Origin of the sequence: Bacillus sp. FJAT-26390, from assembly GCF_001682865.1 — a bacterium.
GTDB lineage: Bacteria > Bacillota > Bacilli > Paenibacillales > Paenibacillaceae > Pristimantibacillus.
The window spans coordinates 14,380-33,252 of the sequence record NZ_MAQX01000036.1; the positions used below are offsets into that span (position 1 = coordinate 14,380).

Annotated in this window: 23 protein-coding genes; 1 reads left to right on the top strand and 22 read right to left on the bottom strand. The window is 47.4% G+C overall.

All coding sequences use genetic code 11. From position 1 onward, the window contains the following. Positions 1–5 precede the first annotated feature (5 nt). Positions 6–221 (bottom strand): helix-turn-helix domain-containing protein, encoded by a 216-nt coding sequence (locus tag A7975_RS30645; protein ID WP_065387687.1) that lies wholly within the window; start codon positions 219–221, stop codon positions 6–8. Between the two features lie 213 nt (positions 222–434). Here A7975_RS30645 and A7975_RS30650 point away from each other — a divergent pair, with 213 nt between their 5' ends. Next, positions 435–1,322, top strand: a complete 888-nt coding sequence (locus tag A7975_RS30650; RefSeq protein WP_065387688.1) for an ATP-dependent DNA ligase — start codon at positions 435–437, stop codon at positions 1,320–1,322. Between the two features lie 49 nt (positions 1,323–1,371). On the opposite strand, the gene A7975_RS35300 is transcribed toward A7975_RS30650, so the two are convergent. From A7975_RS35300 to A7975_RS30750, 21 genes are all read right to left on the bottom strand, one after another. After that, a complete protein-coding gene (locus A7975_RS35300; RefSeq protein WP_065387689.1) occupies positions 1,372–2,013 on the bottom strand; it encodes a M23 family metallopeptidase in 642 nt (213 codons plus the stop codon). Further along, positions 2,006–2,278, bottom strand: a complete 273-nt coding sequence (locus A7975_RS30660) for a phage holin family protein (RefSeq protein ID WP_065387690.1) — start codon at positions 2,276–2,278, stop codon at positions 2,006–2,008. Before A7975_RS30660 ends, A7975_RS35300 begins: the two co-directional genes overlap by 8 nt. Positions 2,279–2,298: 20 nt before the next feature. Further along, complete coding sequence (locus tag A7975_RS30665) at positions 2,299–2,589, bottom strand: hemolysin XhlA family protein (protein ID WP_255314621.1); 291 nt, start codon at positions 2,587–2,589, stop codon at positions 2,299–2,301. A 41-nt stretch (positions 2,590–2,630) separates the two neighbouring features. Next, positions 2,631–2,777, bottom strand: a complete 147-nt coding sequence (locus A7975_RS33400) for an XkdX family protein (protein WP_082198564.1) — start codon at positions 2,775–2,777, stop codon at positions 2,631–2,633. Then, positions 2,774–3,175: a hypothetical protein gene (locus A7975_RS33880; RefSeq protein WP_065387691.1), complete on the bottom strand. Its 402-nt coding sequence runs from the start codon at positions 3,173–3,175 to the stop codon at positions 2,774–2,776. Before A7975_RS33880 ends, A7975_RS33400 begins: the two co-directional genes overlap by 4 nt. 15 nt (positions 3,176–3,190) lie before the next feature. Then, positions 3,191–8,224, bottom strand: a complete 5,034-nt coding sequence (locus tag A7975_RS30675; RefSeq protein WP_065387692.1) for a phage tail-collar fiber domain-containing protein — start codon at positions 8,222–8,224, stop codon at positions 3,191–3,193. Continuing rightward, positions 8,224–8,787: a phage tail protein I gene (locus tag A7975_RS30680; protein ID WP_065387693.1), complete on the bottom strand. Its 564-nt coding sequence runs from the start codon at positions 8,785–8,787 to the stop codon at positions 8,224–8,226. Before A7975_RS30680 ends, A7975_RS30675 begins: the two co-directional genes overlap by 1 nt. Continuing rightward, positions 8,780–9,904 carry a baseplate assembly protein gene (locus A7975_RS30685; protein WP_255314622.1) on the bottom strand — a complete coding sequence of 375 codons (1,125 nt, stop codon included), beginning with the start codon at positions 9,902–9,904 and terminating at the stop codon, positions 8,780–8,782. Before A7975_RS30685 ends, A7975_RS30680 begins: the two co-directional genes overlap by 8 nt. Continuing rightward, positions 9,901–10,230, bottom strand: a complete 330-nt coding sequence (locus A7975_RS30690; RefSeq protein ID WP_065387694.1) for a GPW/gp25 family protein — start codon at positions 10,228–10,230, stop codon at positions 9,901–9,903. The genes A7975_RS30685 and A7975_RS30690 overlap by 4 nt, the downstream gene beginning before the upstream one ends. Further along, positions 10,227–10,631 (bottom strand): phage tail protein, encoded by a 405-nt coding sequence (locus A7975_RS30695; protein ID WP_065387695.1) that lies wholly within the window; start codon positions 10,629–10,631, stop codon positions 10,227–10,229. Before A7975_RS30695 ends, A7975_RS30690 begins: the two co-directional genes overlap by 4 nt. Then, positions 10,628–10,858, bottom strand: coding sequence for a hypothetical protein (locus A7975_RS30700; protein WP_065387696.1), 231 nt, complete (start codon positions 10,856–10,858; stop codon positions 10,628–10,630). Before A7975_RS30700 ends, A7975_RS30695 begins: the two co-directional genes overlap by 4 nt. 1 nt (position 10,859) lies before the next feature. Next, positions 10,860–11,882 carry a phage late control D family protein gene (locus A7975_RS30705; protein ID WP_065387697.1) on the bottom strand — a complete coding sequence of 341 codons (1,023 nt, stop codon included), beginning with the start codon at positions 11,880–11,882 and terminating at the stop codon, positions 10,860–10,862. 1 nt (position 11,883) lies between these two features. Then, on the bottom strand, positions 11,884–12,081 hold the full coding sequence (locus A7975_RS30710; RefSeq protein ID WP_065387698.1) for a tail protein X: 198 nt from the start codon (positions 12,079–12,081) through the stop codon (positions 11,884–11,886). Next, a complete protein-coding gene (locus A7975_RS30715) occupies positions 12,078–14,390 on the bottom strand; it encodes a phage tail tape measure protein (protein WP_141680462.1) in 2,313 nt (770 codons plus the stop codon). The genes A7975_RS30710 and A7975_RS30715 overlap by 4 nt, the downstream gene beginning before the upstream one ends. A 487-nt stretch (positions 14,391–14,877) precedes the next feature. Beyond that, the gene (locus A7975_RS30720; RefSeq protein ID WP_082198567.1) at positions 14,878–15,186 is read right to left on the bottom strand and encodes a phage tail assembly protein; all 309 of its coding nucleotides are present in this window, start codon (positions 15,184–15,186) and stop codon (positions 14,878–14,880) included. Positions 15,187–15,200: 14 nt separating this feature from the next. Beyond that, positions 15,201–15,716, bottom strand: coding sequence for a phage major tail tube protein (locus A7975_RS30725; RefSeq protein WP_065387700.1), 516 nt, complete (start codon positions 15,714–15,716; stop codon positions 15,201–15,203). A gap of 16 nt (positions 15,717–15,732) precedes the next feature. Beyond that, entirely contained in the window at positions 15,733–17,187 is a 1,455-nt protein-coding gene (locus A7975_RS30730) for a phage tail sheath family protein (RefSeq protein ID WP_065387701.1), read from the bottom strand. A 9-nt stretch (positions 17,188–17,196) separates the two neighbouring features. Then, positions 17,197–17,508 (bottom strand): hypothetical protein, encoded by a 312-nt coding sequence (locus A7975_RS30735; protein ID WP_082198568.1) that lies wholly within the window; start codon positions 17,506–17,508, stop codon positions 17,197–17,199. Next, the gene (locus tag A7975_RS30740; protein WP_065387702.1) at positions 17,505–17,954 is read right to left on the bottom strand and encodes a hypothetical protein; all 450 of its coding nucleotides are present in this window, start codon (positions 17,952–17,954) and stop codon (positions 17,505–17,507) included. The genes A7975_RS30735 and A7975_RS30740 overlap by 4 nt, the downstream gene beginning before the upstream one ends. A gap of 10 nt (positions 17,955–17,964) precedes the next feature. Continuing rightward, entirely contained in the window at positions 17,965–18,549 is a 585-nt protein-coding gene (locus tag A7975_RS30745; RefSeq protein ID WP_065387703.1) for a phage tail protein, read from the bottom strand. Then, the gene (locus A7975_RS30750; protein ID WP_065387704.1) at positions 18,546–18,872 is read right to left on the bottom strand and encodes a hypothetical protein; all 327 of its coding nucleotides are present in this window, start codon (positions 18,870–18,872) and stop codon (positions 18,546–18,548) included. The genes A7975_RS30745 and A7975_RS30750 overlap by 4 nt, the downstream gene beginning before the upstream one ends. Position 18,873 lies beyond the last annotated feature (1 nt).

The window sequence follows — 18,873 nt, forward strand, 5'->3', positions numbered from 1 at the left end:
CCCCGTCACTCCTCTTCTTGTGGCTCTTTCTCCGACAGACGTACCATGCCGTCATGCGTAACGAGCCAAACCTTACCGGACTTCCTTGCCTCATCTGGATTGAACTTCCCCCTGCTGATCCACTTCGTTACAGTATTCTCGGACAGACCCCACAGTTCGGCAGCTTCTCGCGATGTGTAGACCACAAAGAGTGGAGATTTTTTCTTTTTGACATTACTCATATCACGTCTCCTTTACCGAATAGACTGTCTTGTTTGCAAGACAAATATATCACAACTATCGTCTTGTTTGCAAGACATTATTTTGAAAATTATTCATTGCCTATTCTTAATACATTATAACTCCTATCACGAAGGACAGGGCTTTTTTGATGAAGAATACATTTCCATTTTTTTGAGCACCATACTCGTAAAAGGTTAATTAGGTGGGGGATTATGAATAAGGTTATGGAATTGCCAGGCGTACCAATGGCACCTATTACTTCGCCAGAAATCCCGACCGGGCCAGAGTGGGGATATCAAATCAAATGGGACGGTGTGCGTACTCTTGTAAGACTCGACGGTAAAGGTGGAGTTGAGATTTTTTCTAAACGTGTTGAACCGAGGAACGATCGATTTCCCGAGATCGTTGAACTGTTGAGTCCGCTGCGGATCGGTGCCTGTGTACTGGACGGCGAGATCGCATACTTTGACGGCAGCCGTCCTAACTTTCAACGTGTCCTAGTAGGCGTGAACCGAAAGAGATATGACGAGTCACTTATTTTCGTCATGTTTGACATGCTCCATGATGAGGGGAACGATATTCGCTCGCTCCCGTTCCGAGAGCGTTATGCTCGACTAACCGCTAAATTTCCAAATAAGCAGCCGCGAGTATTTGTGACGGATCTCCTTTATGACGGGCCTGCTCTCTGGAACTGGGTAAACGATCGTGAATGGGAAGGTATTATTTCTAAAAAACTAGATAGCCCATATGTGGAAGGCAAGAAACATAAGTATTGGTTTAAGAAAAGGAAAGAGGTCAGGATCGTTGCGGATGTAGTGGGGATTAAGCTTAAAGAGGGCCGTGTATCCAGCCTTGTGCTGCGTTATGAGGATCGCTACGTTGGTCATGTATCAGGAATTGATGCTGCATCTAAAAAGGTCTTGCAGCAATTCATGCAGCAGCATCCAGGGGAATGCCCGTTTCCCACACTCTCCACTAGCATGAAAAAATCTGATGTTGTTTGGCTGGCCGTACCATTCTCTTGCCGTGTAACTGCACTCGAATTTAGTGATTCAGGCATTCTTAGGCAACCTAAGCTGCTGGGATTTGGTGATAAATAATCAAACAAAAAAAGCCCCCACCAACCGCAAGGTCAGTGAGGGCTCTCTGTTATTGTTTCGGTTGACCGCTCGCTTCGCGCAACACGTTCGCCAGCCTGTGTGCTTCATCCCTGCTAGCTTTATCTTGTGCAAGGGCATGAGCAGCGCTTAAGAATGGAATAATCTTGTTTGCATCCTCTGCCTTCATCTTCGGCTTCACCTCTTCCTTAACAGGAGGCACCACAACGGGCGCCGCTGCTTTGTAATATTCTTGCAAGTATTTGGTAGGCTCAACGACTCCTGCCTCAGTAGAGGTCCAGCCGAAGCTTGGAGATGCCTTTTTTCTAATCTCATAGTGTAAATGATTGCCCGTACTCGCGCCTGTAGTGCCTTGATAACCAATCACCTGACCGCACGCGACCTTTTGGCCCACCTTAACAGCAGCGGCGCTGAGATGGGCGTAAAAATGGAGAAAGCCTTTATCATCCTTGATTGCTACGACAATACCCATCTCTGCTGGTATACCAATACCAGGTACGCCTTGTTTTGCATACATGACTGTGCCGGCTACAAAAGCGTGTAGCGGACCATTGCCGGGAGTGACCACCAAATCAACGCCACGGTGAAATTTGTTAACGTGAAGTACAGGATGCATTCGCATGCCGAATGGACTGGTTAACCGATATGAAGGATCATAGCCCCAATTACTCATCGCTCTCCGCCCTTTCTACAGCCTGCTTTACGATTTGATGGCCGAACACCGCAAACGACCCTGCTAAGACGCCTTGAATAACCGCCTCTGGCCCCCAACCTATTAGCCAGACTGTCAGGCCTAATGCGACGGCAGTAACGATATAAACGATGCTCCAGTTCGGAATATTTGGCGTTTGCTTCAGCACGTATCCAAGAACCCAACATGCAGCGACTACAATAAATAACTTTGGATCAATTAGTTGAAAAATAGCATTCCATTCCATATAGAATCATCCTCTCAAAATTAGTTTGCTAATCCACCCTTAACGATAAAAGCAATAGCGGCTAAAACTATAGCCCCAATGACCGTAGTGCCTCCCCAGAAAACGATCTTGTCGATCCCATCTAATCTATGGTGTGCTGATTTAGCTTTGTCGAGCGCTTCACGAGCAATGTCGTTGTTCGCTTCGAATTTCTCAACAAGACGCTGCACCGTTACTGTGAGGTCATTTATGTTTTTAGCACCCACTTCCTGCAAGACCTCCACCCGTCCGACTTTTACTGATATATCATTTAGTTGCTGCTCCTGAGTCAATGTCCAGCCTCCTCTCATATCTCAAAATAAAAAGCCCCCGCTTAAGCGGAAGGCTCATAAACTTGACCTGTTATCAATTGGTATTCCGATGTTGTGATTGTGGCCGTCTTAACGCCATCTTTGACTTGTTCCAAACTCCAAAGCTCGCGATCATAAAATCTCTTTATCCTTTCATACCAAACACTCATGCGCTAGCACCTCCTGTCATGATTGCATACCAAATATCCGCTATATCTGTGTCATGCTCAGAAATTCGTGCATCCTTGAGCATCGTGTCATACCATAGATCGGCGTTTTCAGCTTCTAGCTGCTCAATGCGAATCCGATCGGCTGTCTTTGGAGGCGGCGCGTTTTCCTTATCAATTTCCTCTTGCGTCTTATCGCGTGCTATAACATCTATAAGATCGCCATCTGCCGTAACTAACGTGAAGTACGGATAAAGTGAACGTACCTTATCAGCTAATTCAGAATCGGCCGGCACTACGTAATAGGGATACGTTGAATCAGGGTACGTGTCCGCGTTGAGCCAATACCCTGTTTCATACGTTCCGCGACCGTTATTAAAAACGAGTAGTTTATCTTCCAACTTCATGCTCCTTTCTTATTTAAACGCCATGTAGGTAAAAATATTAGGCGAATTATTAGTACCTTTATATGCACCTGAACCAACAATAAAGCCGTTAGTAGTAATAATAATATTGTTCGATCCGCTATAATTAACAGGAACGCCGGGCACCGCTAAACCTGAATCGTATGACGAATAAGCGGCTGCTCCATTTTTAAATACGAGCACAGAACTAGGGGTAAATGGAAGGCTAATCGTTCGTGATTCCGCATCATTGCCAGTATAATTTCCAAAAACGTACGGTTGACTAGATGATGATGATAACTCAGACCATGCGCCCCATGTTCCACCTATTAACCTGCGCTCCCACACTCTTGCGCTATAAAAGTCTCGCAATGTCTGAGAAGTGTAGACATCTGAATTTGTATACTTTGTCACCTCTAAATAGCACCAATCGCTACCTAAATTAGCAGGTACATTTACTCCAAGATTTATATTGTATTTTCCGTTGTATATAAGATTGTTTAAATTGAAACCAGAAGCAACATATACTGTTTCATTACTCACTTGAGTCCAAACACCCCAAACACCACCTACCTGTCTTCTTGTCCAGATTCTACTATCGTCTGGAAAGTAAGCGTTTTGTACTGTCCACTCTCCTGCTGGGAATCTAACAACCTCGATAAAGAAGTTTACCCCTGCTATCGGTACGTTTGTACCTTGTGGTATGTGATACCATCCGTCTGTCTTAAGAGTATCGGCGTTTACGCCTGCCCCGTAGTTTATCATTTCCTTACTTACTAGCGTCCAAGGAGTCCACGTTCCGTTATTATTTCGACGCGCGTATTCTCGATTGTTTATAAGGTTATATGCCTTCTGAGTTGCATAGCCCGCGTCAATCGATTGAATATGGTCGATGTAATAAATATCAGCAGTCGGTATGTTAACAGAACTGGCATAGGCATAGTAACGACCTGTTTTTGACAAGGTATTTACGTTGTAATTAGCTGCGAGAACCTTTGTAAATACGCTGCCAGCGATCTCTTGGAGCGAGCCCTCTACATCAGTGGCTGTGATAAGATTTCCCGCGTCAGCAATCGAAATCATAGTCGCAGGATGTGTTGTAGGATGCACGTATTTATTCGCACCTGCTTCAATGCCATCAATCTTTATTTTGTCAGGAAAGTCTATAAAGCCTGCTTCTGTTTGAGTAGCAATTGCATGGGAGAAGCCCCGCGAACCAATATGAGCATTGAGATCAAAGCGTGTATTCAACGCGTATGCTTCATCAAGTAATAGCTTCCAATCCTGCACATCATTTTGCGTCTTAATGTCCGTGATGTCCTGCGTGTTCTTGGCTACTGTACCGCCTAGCGTTGTTTGGTACGTCACTGTCGCATCAATAATATTTGATGTGTAAATGTGCTTGTCCAATACGGTATATGTCACGGTGTATTCAGCAGATGGATCATAATTATATTTTTCGATTCTGACAGCTGCGCCATTTTGAAGATTGGAATTAATGTAAGGATACCAAAACTTATCTTCAACACCATTCCTGTAAACAGCCAATATTTTATCAGCTTTATATTTCAATGGGTTGTCCGCGATGAAGGAAACAACACCTTTTTCATTTATATAATACCTATCATTTGCAGACGTATCTAAAGACGGAATTATTTTCTCTCTTACCACAACACCCTCTAGCAGCTCGATTTGATTCCCACCGCTCTGCAGCCCAATTGCACCTTCTACAACAATTGTTTCCTCTACTGCTGTAGCAAGCTGATAATCAAGTGTGTGAGGCGTGTATTTCAATGCAGCTCGTCCGGAAGGAATAGTATTAAGATTTAGATCAACGTCGAAATATAGCTCGTCTGTATTCACCACACTCGCTATAGATCCGTTACTCGCATCGGCAAAAATAGCAAATAACGCAAACCCGTTATCATCTATTTGATCCGCAACAGTAATTGCACTATAGCCTGTTCCAGCTGTTAATTTAACCGGAGTTGAAGACGTAGTAGTTGATGTTGAGACTTGCCAAGTGCTTGTAGACGCTTTATACATTGCTAACGTAGCTTTATATCCATTCGGGCCAGAAGCTGTGCCTGTCCATTGTAAACGAATGTTCCCGACATTAGCTTTTGCCCAAGCGATGCGCTCGGCCAATGTTACCGCCGATCCAAATCTAGCCGCCCCGTATTCACGTATAATATGCTCAATGACATTCACTCTCGCGCAATGCTGTTGTGAACTACCGTTTATAGTCGTCGAATTAGAAGCTATTCCGCCCTCACCCGCTGCCGATATCTGAAGATATGCTGCGGTAGCAAACTCAAACCATGCTCCGGCAGGTGCAATGAGCGAAGCGGACGCACCAGCTTGAGCGATATGTGGATTAACAACATTGCTGCCTGCAGTTTTCCCCACAAAGTCCGCCTTCGGACTAACTATCGAAGTCCATTTCTTCGTGCCGCTGTCGTAAACCGTTCCCAATGTCCCATTGTTCATCTGCCACCCATTCATGAAAGCTATCAATTCGGCGTTAGTAGGGTTATATGCTTCGCCCCAACCACTGTCCGAATTAGCAACAGCTAGATAGATGTTTCCAGCTCCGCTGATCAAAAAACCTCCTGCCTTTATATTGGCCGCGAGTCCTGAACTTTCATATTTAGCTATTGAACCATCAGGTCTTGTAAGTGAACCCACCCCGCCTTTCGCCAGTGGAGCGGAGGGAGCATAAAAGAATTTCAGACCAGTTCCAATGGTAGCGCCAACCCACGCTAACGAACCATCAAGCAGCATGCCCGCCTTCCATCTTCGCGTCACCGTACCTAAAGCACTGTTATACGTATCCTTCACGCTGCCATCGAGATTTGAGGTTAGGACTGTAGGGATAATGAGCATGTCGTCGTTTTGCAGCTGGAACTGCGTCTTAGCTCCGCTGATTTCTATCATTATCTCAGAGAATACAAAAGTGCCGGATGCAACTGCGCCGTTACCGATTTGCAGGGTTGCACTGACTTCAGTTGCATTAGTTGTAAATGTTCCGGTTACCGTCCTGGAGTATGTTCCCTTAGCATCCCGAAGAATGATTTGCTTAACCGTATTCAACGTAACGTCAGAATTTGAATTTGAGAGCGTGTACGTGGTAGAAGGAACTACCGGAATCGTCACCTCTGAATATTGATAATTCGCTGTTGCTGAAAGCTCCAATTTGTATGGCTCTAACACCTTCGCATTCGCATGTATCGTCCATTGTGTAAAAGGAGGCAATAGGTTTTTACCTTTCTTTCTAATAGCCGGATTCTGTAAGCTCTGAATACTATCCACGTAGGGGAAAACATCATCAATGCTGGGAACGGACGTTGCCGTTAAAGTCGTACCTATGGCTGTGTAATCCGCTTGAGTCACTTCAATAACTCTGATTTCATCGTAGTAAGCCGTCAATGCGCCCGCTGCTCCTGCTCCAAACAACAACCTGAACCCTTCACCTATCAACGTGTTAGCTGTCGGAACTTTGATATAAAGGAACTGCCATTCTCCGACCTTGGATGTGTTGATATACGTTGAATATTTGGTAGTAAACGTCCCTATGTCTCGCAATGTGATTTCGCACATTGCACCCGTTGCGAATGCCTCCAAATAAACCCAAGCACCTACAAGGTATTGTTTAGTCGTATCTAGCTTGTACGTATAGTCCTTATACAAATAACTTCCCTGCGCTACTGTAGGTGAAAACTTTATAGAATTTTCACCCGACCTCCTACGAGTACTTGAAACAATCGGATTCAGACCTGAAATTTTAAACGGTGCAAGAGACTCGCACCCTCCATCTCGTCCAAATAGGTTAATCTGCGTTCGGCCGCCAATCGTCAAATCAGTTCCGCTGGCTTGTGACGTATTGATAACACTTAGCCCCCGTTTGATCGGTGCGGTGATCGTAGCCGCTTCGGTCTGCGCTGCTTTGAGTTCATCAATACTCGTCTTTGCTGCCTCTAAAGTAATCGCTGGTGCTGATAGCACACTAGGTTTACCTGTAATCCCCTTGATTAGCGTGAATAAACTCGATAGCAATGCGGTCAATGATCCGGTCAATGATGGCGTGACCGAGTCAGTTGCAGTCCGATTACCTATTTTGGAATCACTAACAACGTTCGCTGCAATCGTTGTAGCTGCGCTTCCTGCGCTCGAAGTGACGTCACCCGTTAATGCCGGCAGTAATGATGCAGGCAATTTCGCCGTGCCGTCCAGTCCCGCATAACCATTAGCTTGATTTCTATTCGCTACATTTTCTGGCGTAAACCCTAGAGCTGCTTGTTTTGCATTCCATGCTGTCCTCTCCGCTGCTGTGATGTGTTTGGTCAAATCATCGACGTGGGTCTTTGTCGCAGCAAGTGTGATGTCGGGAGTATCAAATGGACCCGTTTTTCCCGTGATCGCCTTCAGATATTTAGTAAACCAGCTTATCCATTGTGTTAATCTGCCCGTTAATCCGTAAGGCACTGAGGTGTTTGGATCTGCTGTCCGATTCCCGATTTTCGGATCAGTGACAGAGTTATCCGGATGATCAAGCACAGCAGCGTTAACATGATCATCAAACTCCGTTTGTTCCACAAAAATAAGAGAATTATCAATGATTGCAGAGACGTTCGCCGCATTTCCGACGATAGACACGACATTAATGTATTTCTCAACAATGTCCGGACCTCCGCCCGCGGGGATATATTCTGCGCCAGCTCCTGCATTGCCGTAACAATAAAGAATCTCCCCTTCATCGGGATCTGTCGCAAACAACCCGAGCTCTCGGAAAAAAAAGCCGACTGTAATCTCTGCATTGGATAGGTACGAGCTCACCGTTGTTTTGCCGTCAGTCACCGCAGTTATCTTATTGATGGGCAAGTATTTTTTTGCATTAATCAGCGCCGTCAGTCCGGGCATTTGTTGTCCGCCAAGATTGCCGTCCCCCATACCAATGCGGGTATACACCAGAGCTGTACCTGCTTGTGCTTTTGCCTGTAGCGCTCGTCCTTTATTGGTTAATATCAATCCGCCAAATGATGCCATTAGGTCACCTGCTTCGCTGTAATAAATTCGCCCGTATGCAGAGCGTTACCGATATAAATCCCCATACTATCGCCGCTTGTAATCTCGATAGACTCCAGCCAGCTTCGCACGTTTTTCACCGAGTTAATGGCTGCGATAAATTCCGCCGCCTTACTCGCATTAGCCGCCGGGTCACTCGTTAGAACTTTGAAATAACCAGGTTCCCCTCCGTACTCATACCACTCCTGTACTTCTCCCGAGCCGAATATCGTTGCAATTAACTCCTCGACCGCGCTTGGCGTCCCTTTACGCCGATGCCAACCATAGCTCCGCTTAACAAGCTCCCTTCGCTGCTCTAATGGCAATGTCGGGTCGTAAAAGTCAATATGGTACTGCCAAGCAAGCTCGTCCGTCTCCGCCTCCGTGATCGTGTCCAGACGGTTAAAATAGGATAGGTGCTTGATTTGATTTGTCAGCACACGCAATTCACCATCTATCGCTTGAGCTGCAGCGGAGACAACAGGATCAACTGCGATATTGTAAGGCATAAGGTCAACAAGATTGATTGCATCCATATTAATCATCCGTTAATCCTCCATATGTGGGCGTAATCGTCCCCGCTATAGCAACCTCATCTGGTTCGACCTCCGTGTATACTGGACCCGTTACGTTTACCCTGTGGGCACCTGCGTCCATAATCCGCCGTATCAATTCCGAAGGGTTGATGTTACGTCCGAGACGCGATTTTTGCCAGAGCACAAAACCAGTGATTGCTTGTGTCACAGCAGCCTGTATGGCAGCCACCTCAGATGTCCGATCTTTCGAAATCCAATAATGAAGCACAATGTTGTACGTGACAGCCGATGGAGCTTGTACCGTCACCTGGTCCGTCAACGGGCGCCTTGTCCTATCGTTTACAGCCTCATCCACAAGATTAAGTAACGACTGTCCAGGTATCTCCCCGTTCTCCAGCAAAGGCACGACCACAACCTTGCATGCCGATGGAGAAAAAACAGCAACATCTGATATAGACGCGCTAGCCGACTTAGCCCAATGCCGATATGCCCCGCTTGGACCGGCTACCGAAAAAGATTCCGGCGCCGTGTGAACACGCTCGCGATATGCCTCATCATCCTCAGTGTCCGCCCCGCCCGCGCTCACTGTCACATTACTAGCTGTTGCAAGGAACGGAATAGGATCTACGATTTGATTGATCTGTCCAACTCCGTAGCCATTACCGAGTGCTCCGGCCTCTGTACAAAGAGCCAAGGCATCCACCGTCAATTGACCCGGAGCCACCTGAACAAAGGCTACCGTTGCAAAATAGCGTTTCGGATCTGACTCGGTGCTTACTCTTGTACCTGCTGGAATCGAAACTGCTGATAATTGCGGTGCTGAAAGGGTGAAACGCAGCGTTGTAGCAGACGGAGCCGCTGGAAGTCGAGGCGTCTCCGTAAAAGCGCCGAGATGATCCAGCATCGGACCGGCTGCATACTTGAGCAGATTTTGCTTCGCCGTCAAATTAATCAGCGTCCGCTGCTGTACGATAATAGCGGCTATAGATAACAAAAAGAGGCGCACAGGATCACCCGGATATAAAACCCGACCGCTGGCAGCCTCGTATGTCGTAATCATATGATTTAAAGATGTGGTTACGTCTTCGCTGACGTACTCCATCTCAGGCAAGTCTATAAGTGTCACCTTTCGGCCACCTCCTCGCTTTCGTCCACAATTTCAATTTGTACAATAGGTTGCAGCATTCCTTGCTGTTGATCTGCTTCATAACGAACCTGTACAACCGCAGCGCGTGGTTCATAGGTTCGTATGGCGGATGTAATGATACCTGTGAGCCTTGCCTGCGCTACGGGTATCGGGTCATCCAGCACACTATTGTCGAGCCCAAACGCTCTATCTAATGGGACGCTGCCCTGCGCTGTCATCATAATTGTTCGGACGTTTTGGATAATTTCCTGCGTCTCGTCAGGGCTCCAATGAATCGGCTGTGGTTCTATCGTTACCTCTATCATTTTTTAATCACCGCCAAATACTCCTCAAGTGTCACGTCCACATTTCCGGAAACGACATTACCGTCATTGTTTACCACGTCCCATGTTTGGCTTAATTGCGTCACAACCCACATCTGGCTTCCGAGCGCTTTACCGCCAATGGTTAAGGGCACCGCCTTGCCTAACGCCGCAAGCTGCTGCAGAGCAGTCATTTCTTTACGCGGGTTTATGCCATATTTAGCGTCAAAGTGCATGGTAAAAGTGATTGTGTCCAGCCCCGGCCCAACCCATTGCTTGACTGCCTTCTTACCAATGACTTCGTGATTAGCCCACCTTCCGGCAGTCGATCGAGTGAAATCCGCAAAGGTCCGAATTATCTTAGGTGTCGCGACAAAAACAACCTGACCTAATGCCCCGATCATGATTCACCCTCATCGATCTCGCCCAAACAAAAGCCTACGCTGATGCCGTTCGGCAGAAAGGCGCAAAGGACTTGAACACCAATCTCCGGCGTTGGTACATGCTTAAGCAAAGGTAATTCATCGCTAACCAAATCGTCTTTATCCGGAAATGCCACGCGAACCACTCGGCGGATATGATCTGACGTTGATACGATGCCAATACGAATTGTGTTTTTCAAATCGGACATGCTACCACCCCAATACTTTGCGGATTTCAATCGATGTTGTGTAGCCGCTGCCGCCAACCGCATGTGTTGCCTTCTCGATGATGTATTTGCCATCGTATCGCCCGAAACTTGTAAGGTTAATCGTCAGCCCGGCAGACATGCGAATATCGCCTACAAGGGATAAACTGGCGCGGCCATAATTCTTGTTCTGCTCCCGCAGTTTCATGCGAGCAAGCCGGAGCGCTTCTGCTTGCGACTTCACATTTTCATTTAATTTGAGTACTGGCCCCGTTTTTGGAGCTCCTGGCGGTGTGTATAAAACCGTCAGCGCTTTTTTAGCTTTAGGCGGTGTATAGCTGACCTGACAAGCTCTGTATGATGTATCTGTTGCGCTCCACCCAAAACTATAGCTCATTACAACATAATCACCACGTGTCAGCGTAGCAACCGCTTGACGCGCTTCATAGGTCTGCTCATCAAACAATACGAGCTTGCCTGCTGATACCTTTAGCGCTACCCCTTCTTTGCTGCATAGATCAAGTAAAAAGGCCAAATCCGTTTGCTCTGTTTGGTCCAGCCGATCATAGACCGGATTATCTGGCACCTCATATAAAAGCGTTAATTTGGCGCGATCAGCAATATCTCGCGCGATGGATCGCAGTGAAAACTTTTCCCACGCTTTAGAACGCTTCTCTCGTCGTGATCCGACACCCGCAGGCAAAGACAATGCCTTGATTTGCACGGTATCGGGAGGTCCCGCCAGCGTGGCAGAATCGACCTCGAATGTGCCGAGTGGCAGCGTCCGTTTATCCCCTGTTGCAAGCCAATCCTTAACTTGTATAGATGCATTGATCGTATCGCCGTCCATTGGATTCCACGGTCCTTGCCAGCGCCGCAAAACGTCCTCTAGCGTGATCTGAAGATCATCTAATTGCCCAGGCGCATTATCTGTATAAGATAGCGAAATTAGCGAGCCAGCAATGTCCGCGCTGATATCTTTGCCGTTATATGTGATTAAAACTTCAGCTCTACGAGCATTTTGCATGTTATCTCCTCCAAGGCGGCAAATCAGTAGGCAATTCCTCTGGCGCAGTTGGGACCTGTAGCAGCAATCCAGCCGAGAAGATGACTGTACCCGCATTCTGCCCGTTAGCTTTGATAAGTAAAGGCAGCATTTTAGCGCTGCCGTAAAGTTTGTATGCGATCATGTCCCAGGTATCGCCTTGTGAGGTCATATAAGTCATTTCATACTCACCCGACTTTGCTGAGCAATATACGAATCCATCCGTCTTTCAAAATCATCATGTCCGGCTGATACCGCACGCTGCAATGTTCGCTCATCCGCATTGCCCTGTATGATGATGTTAGGACTATACGATATCTGATAGGTATCTCCGCCACCTTGCGGCATCAGTCCCATAGACGATCCTGCCGACTGCCATAAATCGCGGCTACGCTGACTGTTGTTCTCTGGGATGATCCACTCGTTTGACTTGCCTTCACCAACCCATGCGAGCTCAGGCTGTGTGACGTACCCGCCATCCGCATAGCCGCCGATCTTTGGTATTTCCGGTATATCAACACCGAATGTACCTCCTCCAAGCCACTCTGGCACATCAAAGCTCACTTTGTTGATGCCACGAATAGCTGCGTTTATTGCGTCAATTGCGAGGTCAATCGGGAATTTGAGCACGGAGCCTAACGCACTAAAGATGCCTTCAAAAACGCTGCGCACTCCTTCCCATGCCTTGCCCCAATTACCCGTAAAGACACCTGTAACAAAGTCGATGATACCACCCAAGACATCAAACAAACCGCTCAGTATGCCTCCTATTGCTGTAATGGCATTGGATACAATCGACTGTATGATTGGAAACACAACATTAAACGCATCAAATATGCCATCTACAATCGGTTTGATAATTTCCCAAATAACCGTGAAGAGCTCCGCTATCTTATCCCCAACCATCATGATTTTCGGTAATATCGCAGCAATCACGCCTGAAATAACCGGCATAACTTCATTCGCCAGAAAACTAAAGATAGTCGATAGTACAGGGAACAACTTTGACATGAGATAGCCTACTACTGGCATAACAGCAGACACCACTTTTGTCATGACCTGCTGAAAAGTTTTTCCGATGGCAAACACGATGGGAAATATTTGCTTGATAATCTTTCCAATAGAGCCCATAACGCTCATTACATGTGGACTAATCATGTCCCAAATTCCCATGACACTATCCGAAAAGAAATGCCAGTAATCAATCAAACCATCGATATACGAACCCATTCCCGAAGCAGCATCGCCGCCACCGAAGCTATCCCACACTCCGGAGACGATGCCGGAAATCTTTTCGAAAACCGGACCAACCGCCGCTCCTATCTTGCCAAACGCTGCTTGGATTCCCGGCATAGCATCTGATAGAAAACCGCTGAACTTTTCCAGCAACGGCAGCGCCGCCTTCGAGATAGGAAGCAAGAGCCCTGTTTGAAGCTGCCTACCTATTCCTTCAAAGGCTTTTCCGATCGTCCCATATTTGATCTTGGCCACTTCGCCCATCGTATACTTCGTCATGTCGAATTGGCTCCGCGCTGAAGTCATGGCTTGCACTACTCGTGATTCCAGATCTTCCGCTTGGGTACCGAACAATTGAACCGATACCGCGTTAGCAACAACCGGATCTTTGATGGCACTAATAGCCTGAGAAGTTTTTAAGAATGCTTCTTGTGCAGTTTGTCCGCCAGCAGCGAATTGTGCTGTCATTTCAGTACCGCTCAGCCCAAGTGCTTTATAGGCATCCATAGAGCCCTTTGATCCGTCTTTCGTCCGTATTCCGAATTCTTTAATCCCATCCCCAACCTTATCCAGCGAGAAAGCCCCTGCTTCCAAGCCAGCAGCAAACGTGTCAAACATTTGGTTAGCAGAGAAACCGAGCTTGGAGAAGTAGGAGCTGTACTCATTAGCTGTGTCGAGCAGGTCCATTGTTTTGCTTAACGGTCCTTGAGCGCCTTGTGCAAGTAAGCTGTAAGCTTCGTCTGAGGATATACCGAAATTTTTCATCATGGTATCTGCAGCTTTAATGCTCTCGGTGATGTCCTCGCCAAATGCGTCACGATAGGCGATGGCATTTTTCGTTGTTGATTCCAACGCGTCACCAGAGAGCTGCGTAACCCGTTGGACCTGGCTTAGCGAATTAGCAATGTCCATGAAGTTTTCACCCATGGAGTTGTTATAGATGTTAACCATGGTATCGCCAAGCCCGGCCATGTCCGCTTTCGCAGCGCCGGTTCCAACTTGAATTTGAGCAAGTGCGCTTTGGTAATCGTCAGCCATATTGAACACAGCAGCACCAGCTAGTCCTACACCGGCAACTGCTGCAATCCCTGCTCCAGCGACCACAGCAGCACCACCCAACATTGCACCACCACCGAGTGCTCCCCCGCCTCCGCCGCCTCCTCCTCCAGGTCCACCCGCATTTTGCAGATCGCGCATGCGTCTCTCTAGTTGCTCAACATCCCTCAAATAGCGCGTCATGTCATTTCCGAACATGTTACCCGGCATCCGTATCGTGCTTATATCCCTTAGATTTCGGGCCAACTCTCGCGAGCTAGTGACAGCCTCTCGAAGCTCAGTGAGCATGTTCGTAAATACTCCTGTAGGCATCGAAGTTGTACGAATGTCACGGAAATGTCGTTCAAGGTCCTGCAGCCCGTCACGAAGCGGACGAACCATATCGCCTGATAGGCGAATACTGTTAAGCGCTCGCGCCTTTGTTTCAAGCTCCGTAAGATCAGAAAGAGCTCGCGTCATGCCAGAGGTATAAGTCCCCTCTAGCTTAGCCGCGAGCTCAAATGCAATTTTATATACTTTACCAGACAGTTAAATCACCTCTTATTCGGTCGCTGGGCCGCCTTACCCCACTCCTGTAGCTCTTCTAGTGGCAAGCCAAGGAAATAGGGCATAGGTGTATTTAAAGCGCCAGAAAGGGCTGCTATGTGCTTACGCAACAACAGCAGCCCTCCATCTTCGAACAATCCTATGCGAGCAAAAAATTCTGCGCTAGCACCGTTACCTTTGAAAAATCTTTCGCTGATAGCTTATTCATTAGCTCAGGAGCTACCTTGGCAGCACGTGCAGCGACCAAAGACAGATATGATTTTGATGTTTCTTTCATCGATACCACATCCCTAGTCTTAGCCGCGATGGCATTAAATTGACGCTCAGCCGATAGGATATCTTCTCCGGTCAAGCTATCAAAATCCAAGTCAAGCTCTTTAAAGATTTCTCCATCGAAATCAACCGGCTTGCTCAGTACATACTTATTCATATTGTTTTCTTCTTCCATTTGTCAGGTCTCCTTTAGTTGCCTAGCGCTGCGCGCTCGGCTGCAAGATAATCCACACCATCAATGATACAAATCGAATTGAACTTATCGATCTCCAGCAACGTTTTTCCGTTAACTAGAATCTTGATATAGGTCACCTCGAATTCATTACTCGTATCCGTAGTAGCTCCGACTTCAAATTTGCCAAGCGATAAAGATTTCGGTATTGCTCTAACCGATACTTTCGTTGGCGAACTGCCGTACGATCCAGCTGCTGAGTCAAGTGTTTGTTGTGCTGCCCGAAAATCGATGGCATGCATTTTTGGTGCTGCGAGCTTGATGGCCGATGGATCAATGGTCCGCCAGTTAAGCGAACAACCCATGCTGCCGTAATGTCCGATTGTCGGTGAGTCCACTTCACCAGCAATTCCAGCTCCCTTAATCGTCTCTGTCAATGCTTCGAGGCTAGGCAGCTCGACGTCAGCAACGCCGAGATAGGTCGAACCATCGAGATAAACAGAGTATCCCGTAATTTTCTCAGGTATTTTCACGACTTGTCATCCTCCCTTATCCGAATAACGAACCGAGGTAGCTCGGATCGTACTCCAGTATAAAATTCATTTCTTGCGCTGGTCCCGGAGGAGCAATAAATACATGGAAACGTATAATGCCTCCAAGTAAATCCGTTGTTGGATTTTCTGAAGCGTTAAATTCAACGCGGCCACCTAGCAGCGCGCCAGTAGACGTAAGTCCATTAAGCCAAATATTAATAGAGTCCGTTACGGTCTCGATCAATCGTTTATTAATAGGATTATCAACTTTTGCCCAATATGTGAGCGTGATTGTGTTGGAGATCCAGTCAAACATGCGAAGAATAGAAATGAATGCATCCTTCGCGTCCGTGTTGGCTGGATAAGCGCCTGTATTGTTGCCCCATGCTTTCCACCCGCCAACAAAGTTGAGCGCTGTGACGATCCCTTGGGCGTTTAAGTAGGCTGCTTGATCAGGTCCTAAGAAAACCTCTGTGCCATCAGCCAATACAGCAGCATTAGCTTGTAGCGTTTTGTTTGATGGAGATGCATAAGGAATACCGTCATAGGCGGCGTCAGTCGCGCCAATCACACCTGCAAGCTGGGTCGATATATGATACTGCTTGCCTCCTAGCGCTACTTTAGGCCATGTCGGCACTTGTCGCCTAGACGTATAGTTGTTGGTGTTTTTCCAACCAGGCACCTCACTGTATTGATCCGCGCCCGCCGATGTGGCCGGAACGTCCGTCAAAGCCAAAGCTTTAAAATGACCATTGATGTTCCCTGCTTTGGCAACCATGATCGCTGCGACTGTTGGGTCTGTGGAGTGTCCTGGTGCTACGATCAGACTTGGTACAAGGCCGAATCGCGGGAATACCTGATTGATTAGTTCCAACCCAGTAAGTTTGCCGGAAACAACATCGACACCACCAATAATATCAGCCGTATCAACGGCAGACGGATTGAGACGATCATAGCCAACCTGCAATGCAGATGCGTTGGCTGGAATTGTGCCGGTAGACTTGCGCGAAATAACGACATTACCGTCCTTATCAAAATCAATCGTATAATCCGTGTTTTTAGCGTAAGTGGTTGTTCCATCAGATGACTTGACCACTACACTCGGCAACATCACGCCTTGGGTCGTAATTTTGACTACGCCCGCCGTCATAGTTACGCTGGCAGGCGCCACCGTTGTTTTATGATCTGCCGGATTCAGTACGTTGATAAAGATAACCGGAGACAGGCCGAATAGCCGGAAATGCGAATCCATGAACTCACAAAGGCTATATGAAGCAAAATCATCCGAATACCCAAGCGCTTCGACTGCTTCCGCAAAGGAATTAGCCAATATTGGAACGTTGATCGGTAGCGTAGCCAACTTGCTCATATTGATTGGAGCTGTACCGATAACAACAGGGATCGCAGAAGCGACCTGTGCAGGGGATACAACTGAAGTTGCTTGCTCTCTTACTGTAACGCCATGTGCCATGTTGACCTCCTATCCTCTCAATGTCATGAGATTTTGATATGCAATGTACTCCGGCGTACCGGACATATTTGTTTTTGCTTGTGTCGCTGCCGTCTCCGCAACAGGAACAATCAATTCCTTAATACTCGGTTGCTGCTCCAATAGGTCGCTCAGATAGACCGGCAGCCCGCCGCGAAATACCGTGTACTGCGACAAGCGACCACCCGGCAGATTTGGGCCGATGTAAATAAGTTGCTCAACCGGTTCGGTCTTTTCGGTTTTAGGCACCCTTTCTTTCGGCGTTTTCGGCTTTTCTTGCTCCACTCCTTGTTGATCGTTCATATCCCTTCCACCTCCTCAGTAATAGTCGGGATCGTCCATGTCGTGATAGCCTGACCAATATACTCTGGGCTAGGCTGCCCCTCGAAAAACTCCCATTTATATGCGTTCGGCTGTTCTACTTCAAGTCGAAACTGTCTTTCCAGTGTCCGGTTTTTCAATAGCGCCAGCCTCACACGTTCCATGACGTTGAATACATCTTTAGGTGCTTCTGCATCTTCCGATTTCGTTCCGAAATACAGATTAACAATCACCTTATGACCGTCCGCCTGTGTTTCGCCTTTATGAAGCCGTACAATGATATACGGAAACTCAGGAACGTTCTGGTTCCCCAAAACTTTCTCGGGCAGATAAAATTCATGGACTGCCGGCTGCTGTGATACGTTATCCGCTATAACAGCCTCGATAAATCGTTTTATTGCTCCGCTGAGCAAAATCGGGGTAGACAATCTGGTCACCTCATTTCAGAATACGGCCTATTTCATGGTCCAACCGCTTGTGCATACGCTCCTCGGCTTGTTCCTCAACATGCTTGATAACCTCTGGAGCATTCAGCATGACTGCGATAGCTGGGCTGCGTATTTCTTCAACTGGTAGCTCTGGATAGTTGCCCTGTGGGTTCTTTACCCGTTTAACTCCACTCTGTCCGGAGGGGAATTTCCGCTTCATGACCATGACTTTTGAGCCAGTGTTGCGGATGTAAGCAGACCGAATCGTCTTGGACTCCCCTTTTCTGACCTCGACCTTTGCTGGTTTCGGTTTACGAGGATTCCAATTTTTCGGACTGTACTTGAAGCGTGTTAACGGAAGATTAGGGCCGCTCGCTTTAATGATGGCCTCGCCAGATGAAGCGGACGCATAAACCAGCTTCAAAGCACCCTTTACCTCGGATGCTTTAATCTGATATGTTTCCCGTACCTTGCGGTTTGCTTCTGTCATGACGCCCTCACCAACGCGGTTAAGGGCCTTCGAAGAGACTTCGTCCATACGTTCTTTTAAAGATTTGACGACCTTCACAGCTTCCCGCAAACCCTCTACCTTCAATCGACGTTCACCTCCAGCGTGACCGCATAGATTCCGCAGTCATCCGACGATTTGACAACGGTATACGCGACACCATCCAACGTTAAACGGATCCCCTCACGCGGGATGCCCCCAAACGCAATATCAAATTCTACAGCATCAAAATGAGCCAGTTTCCGAACAAGCGAAACACCCTCCGCGTATGCAAGAGGGTGGGGGTTGTCCGTGCCTTCGGAGACAACAGCTTTTATCTGGACGCCGTCAACTGTGTGAATGGTTGCAAACTCATTCGGGTTAATGAATGTTTGCTTCACGTCAAGCTTCATCTGCTCGCGTAAGTTCATA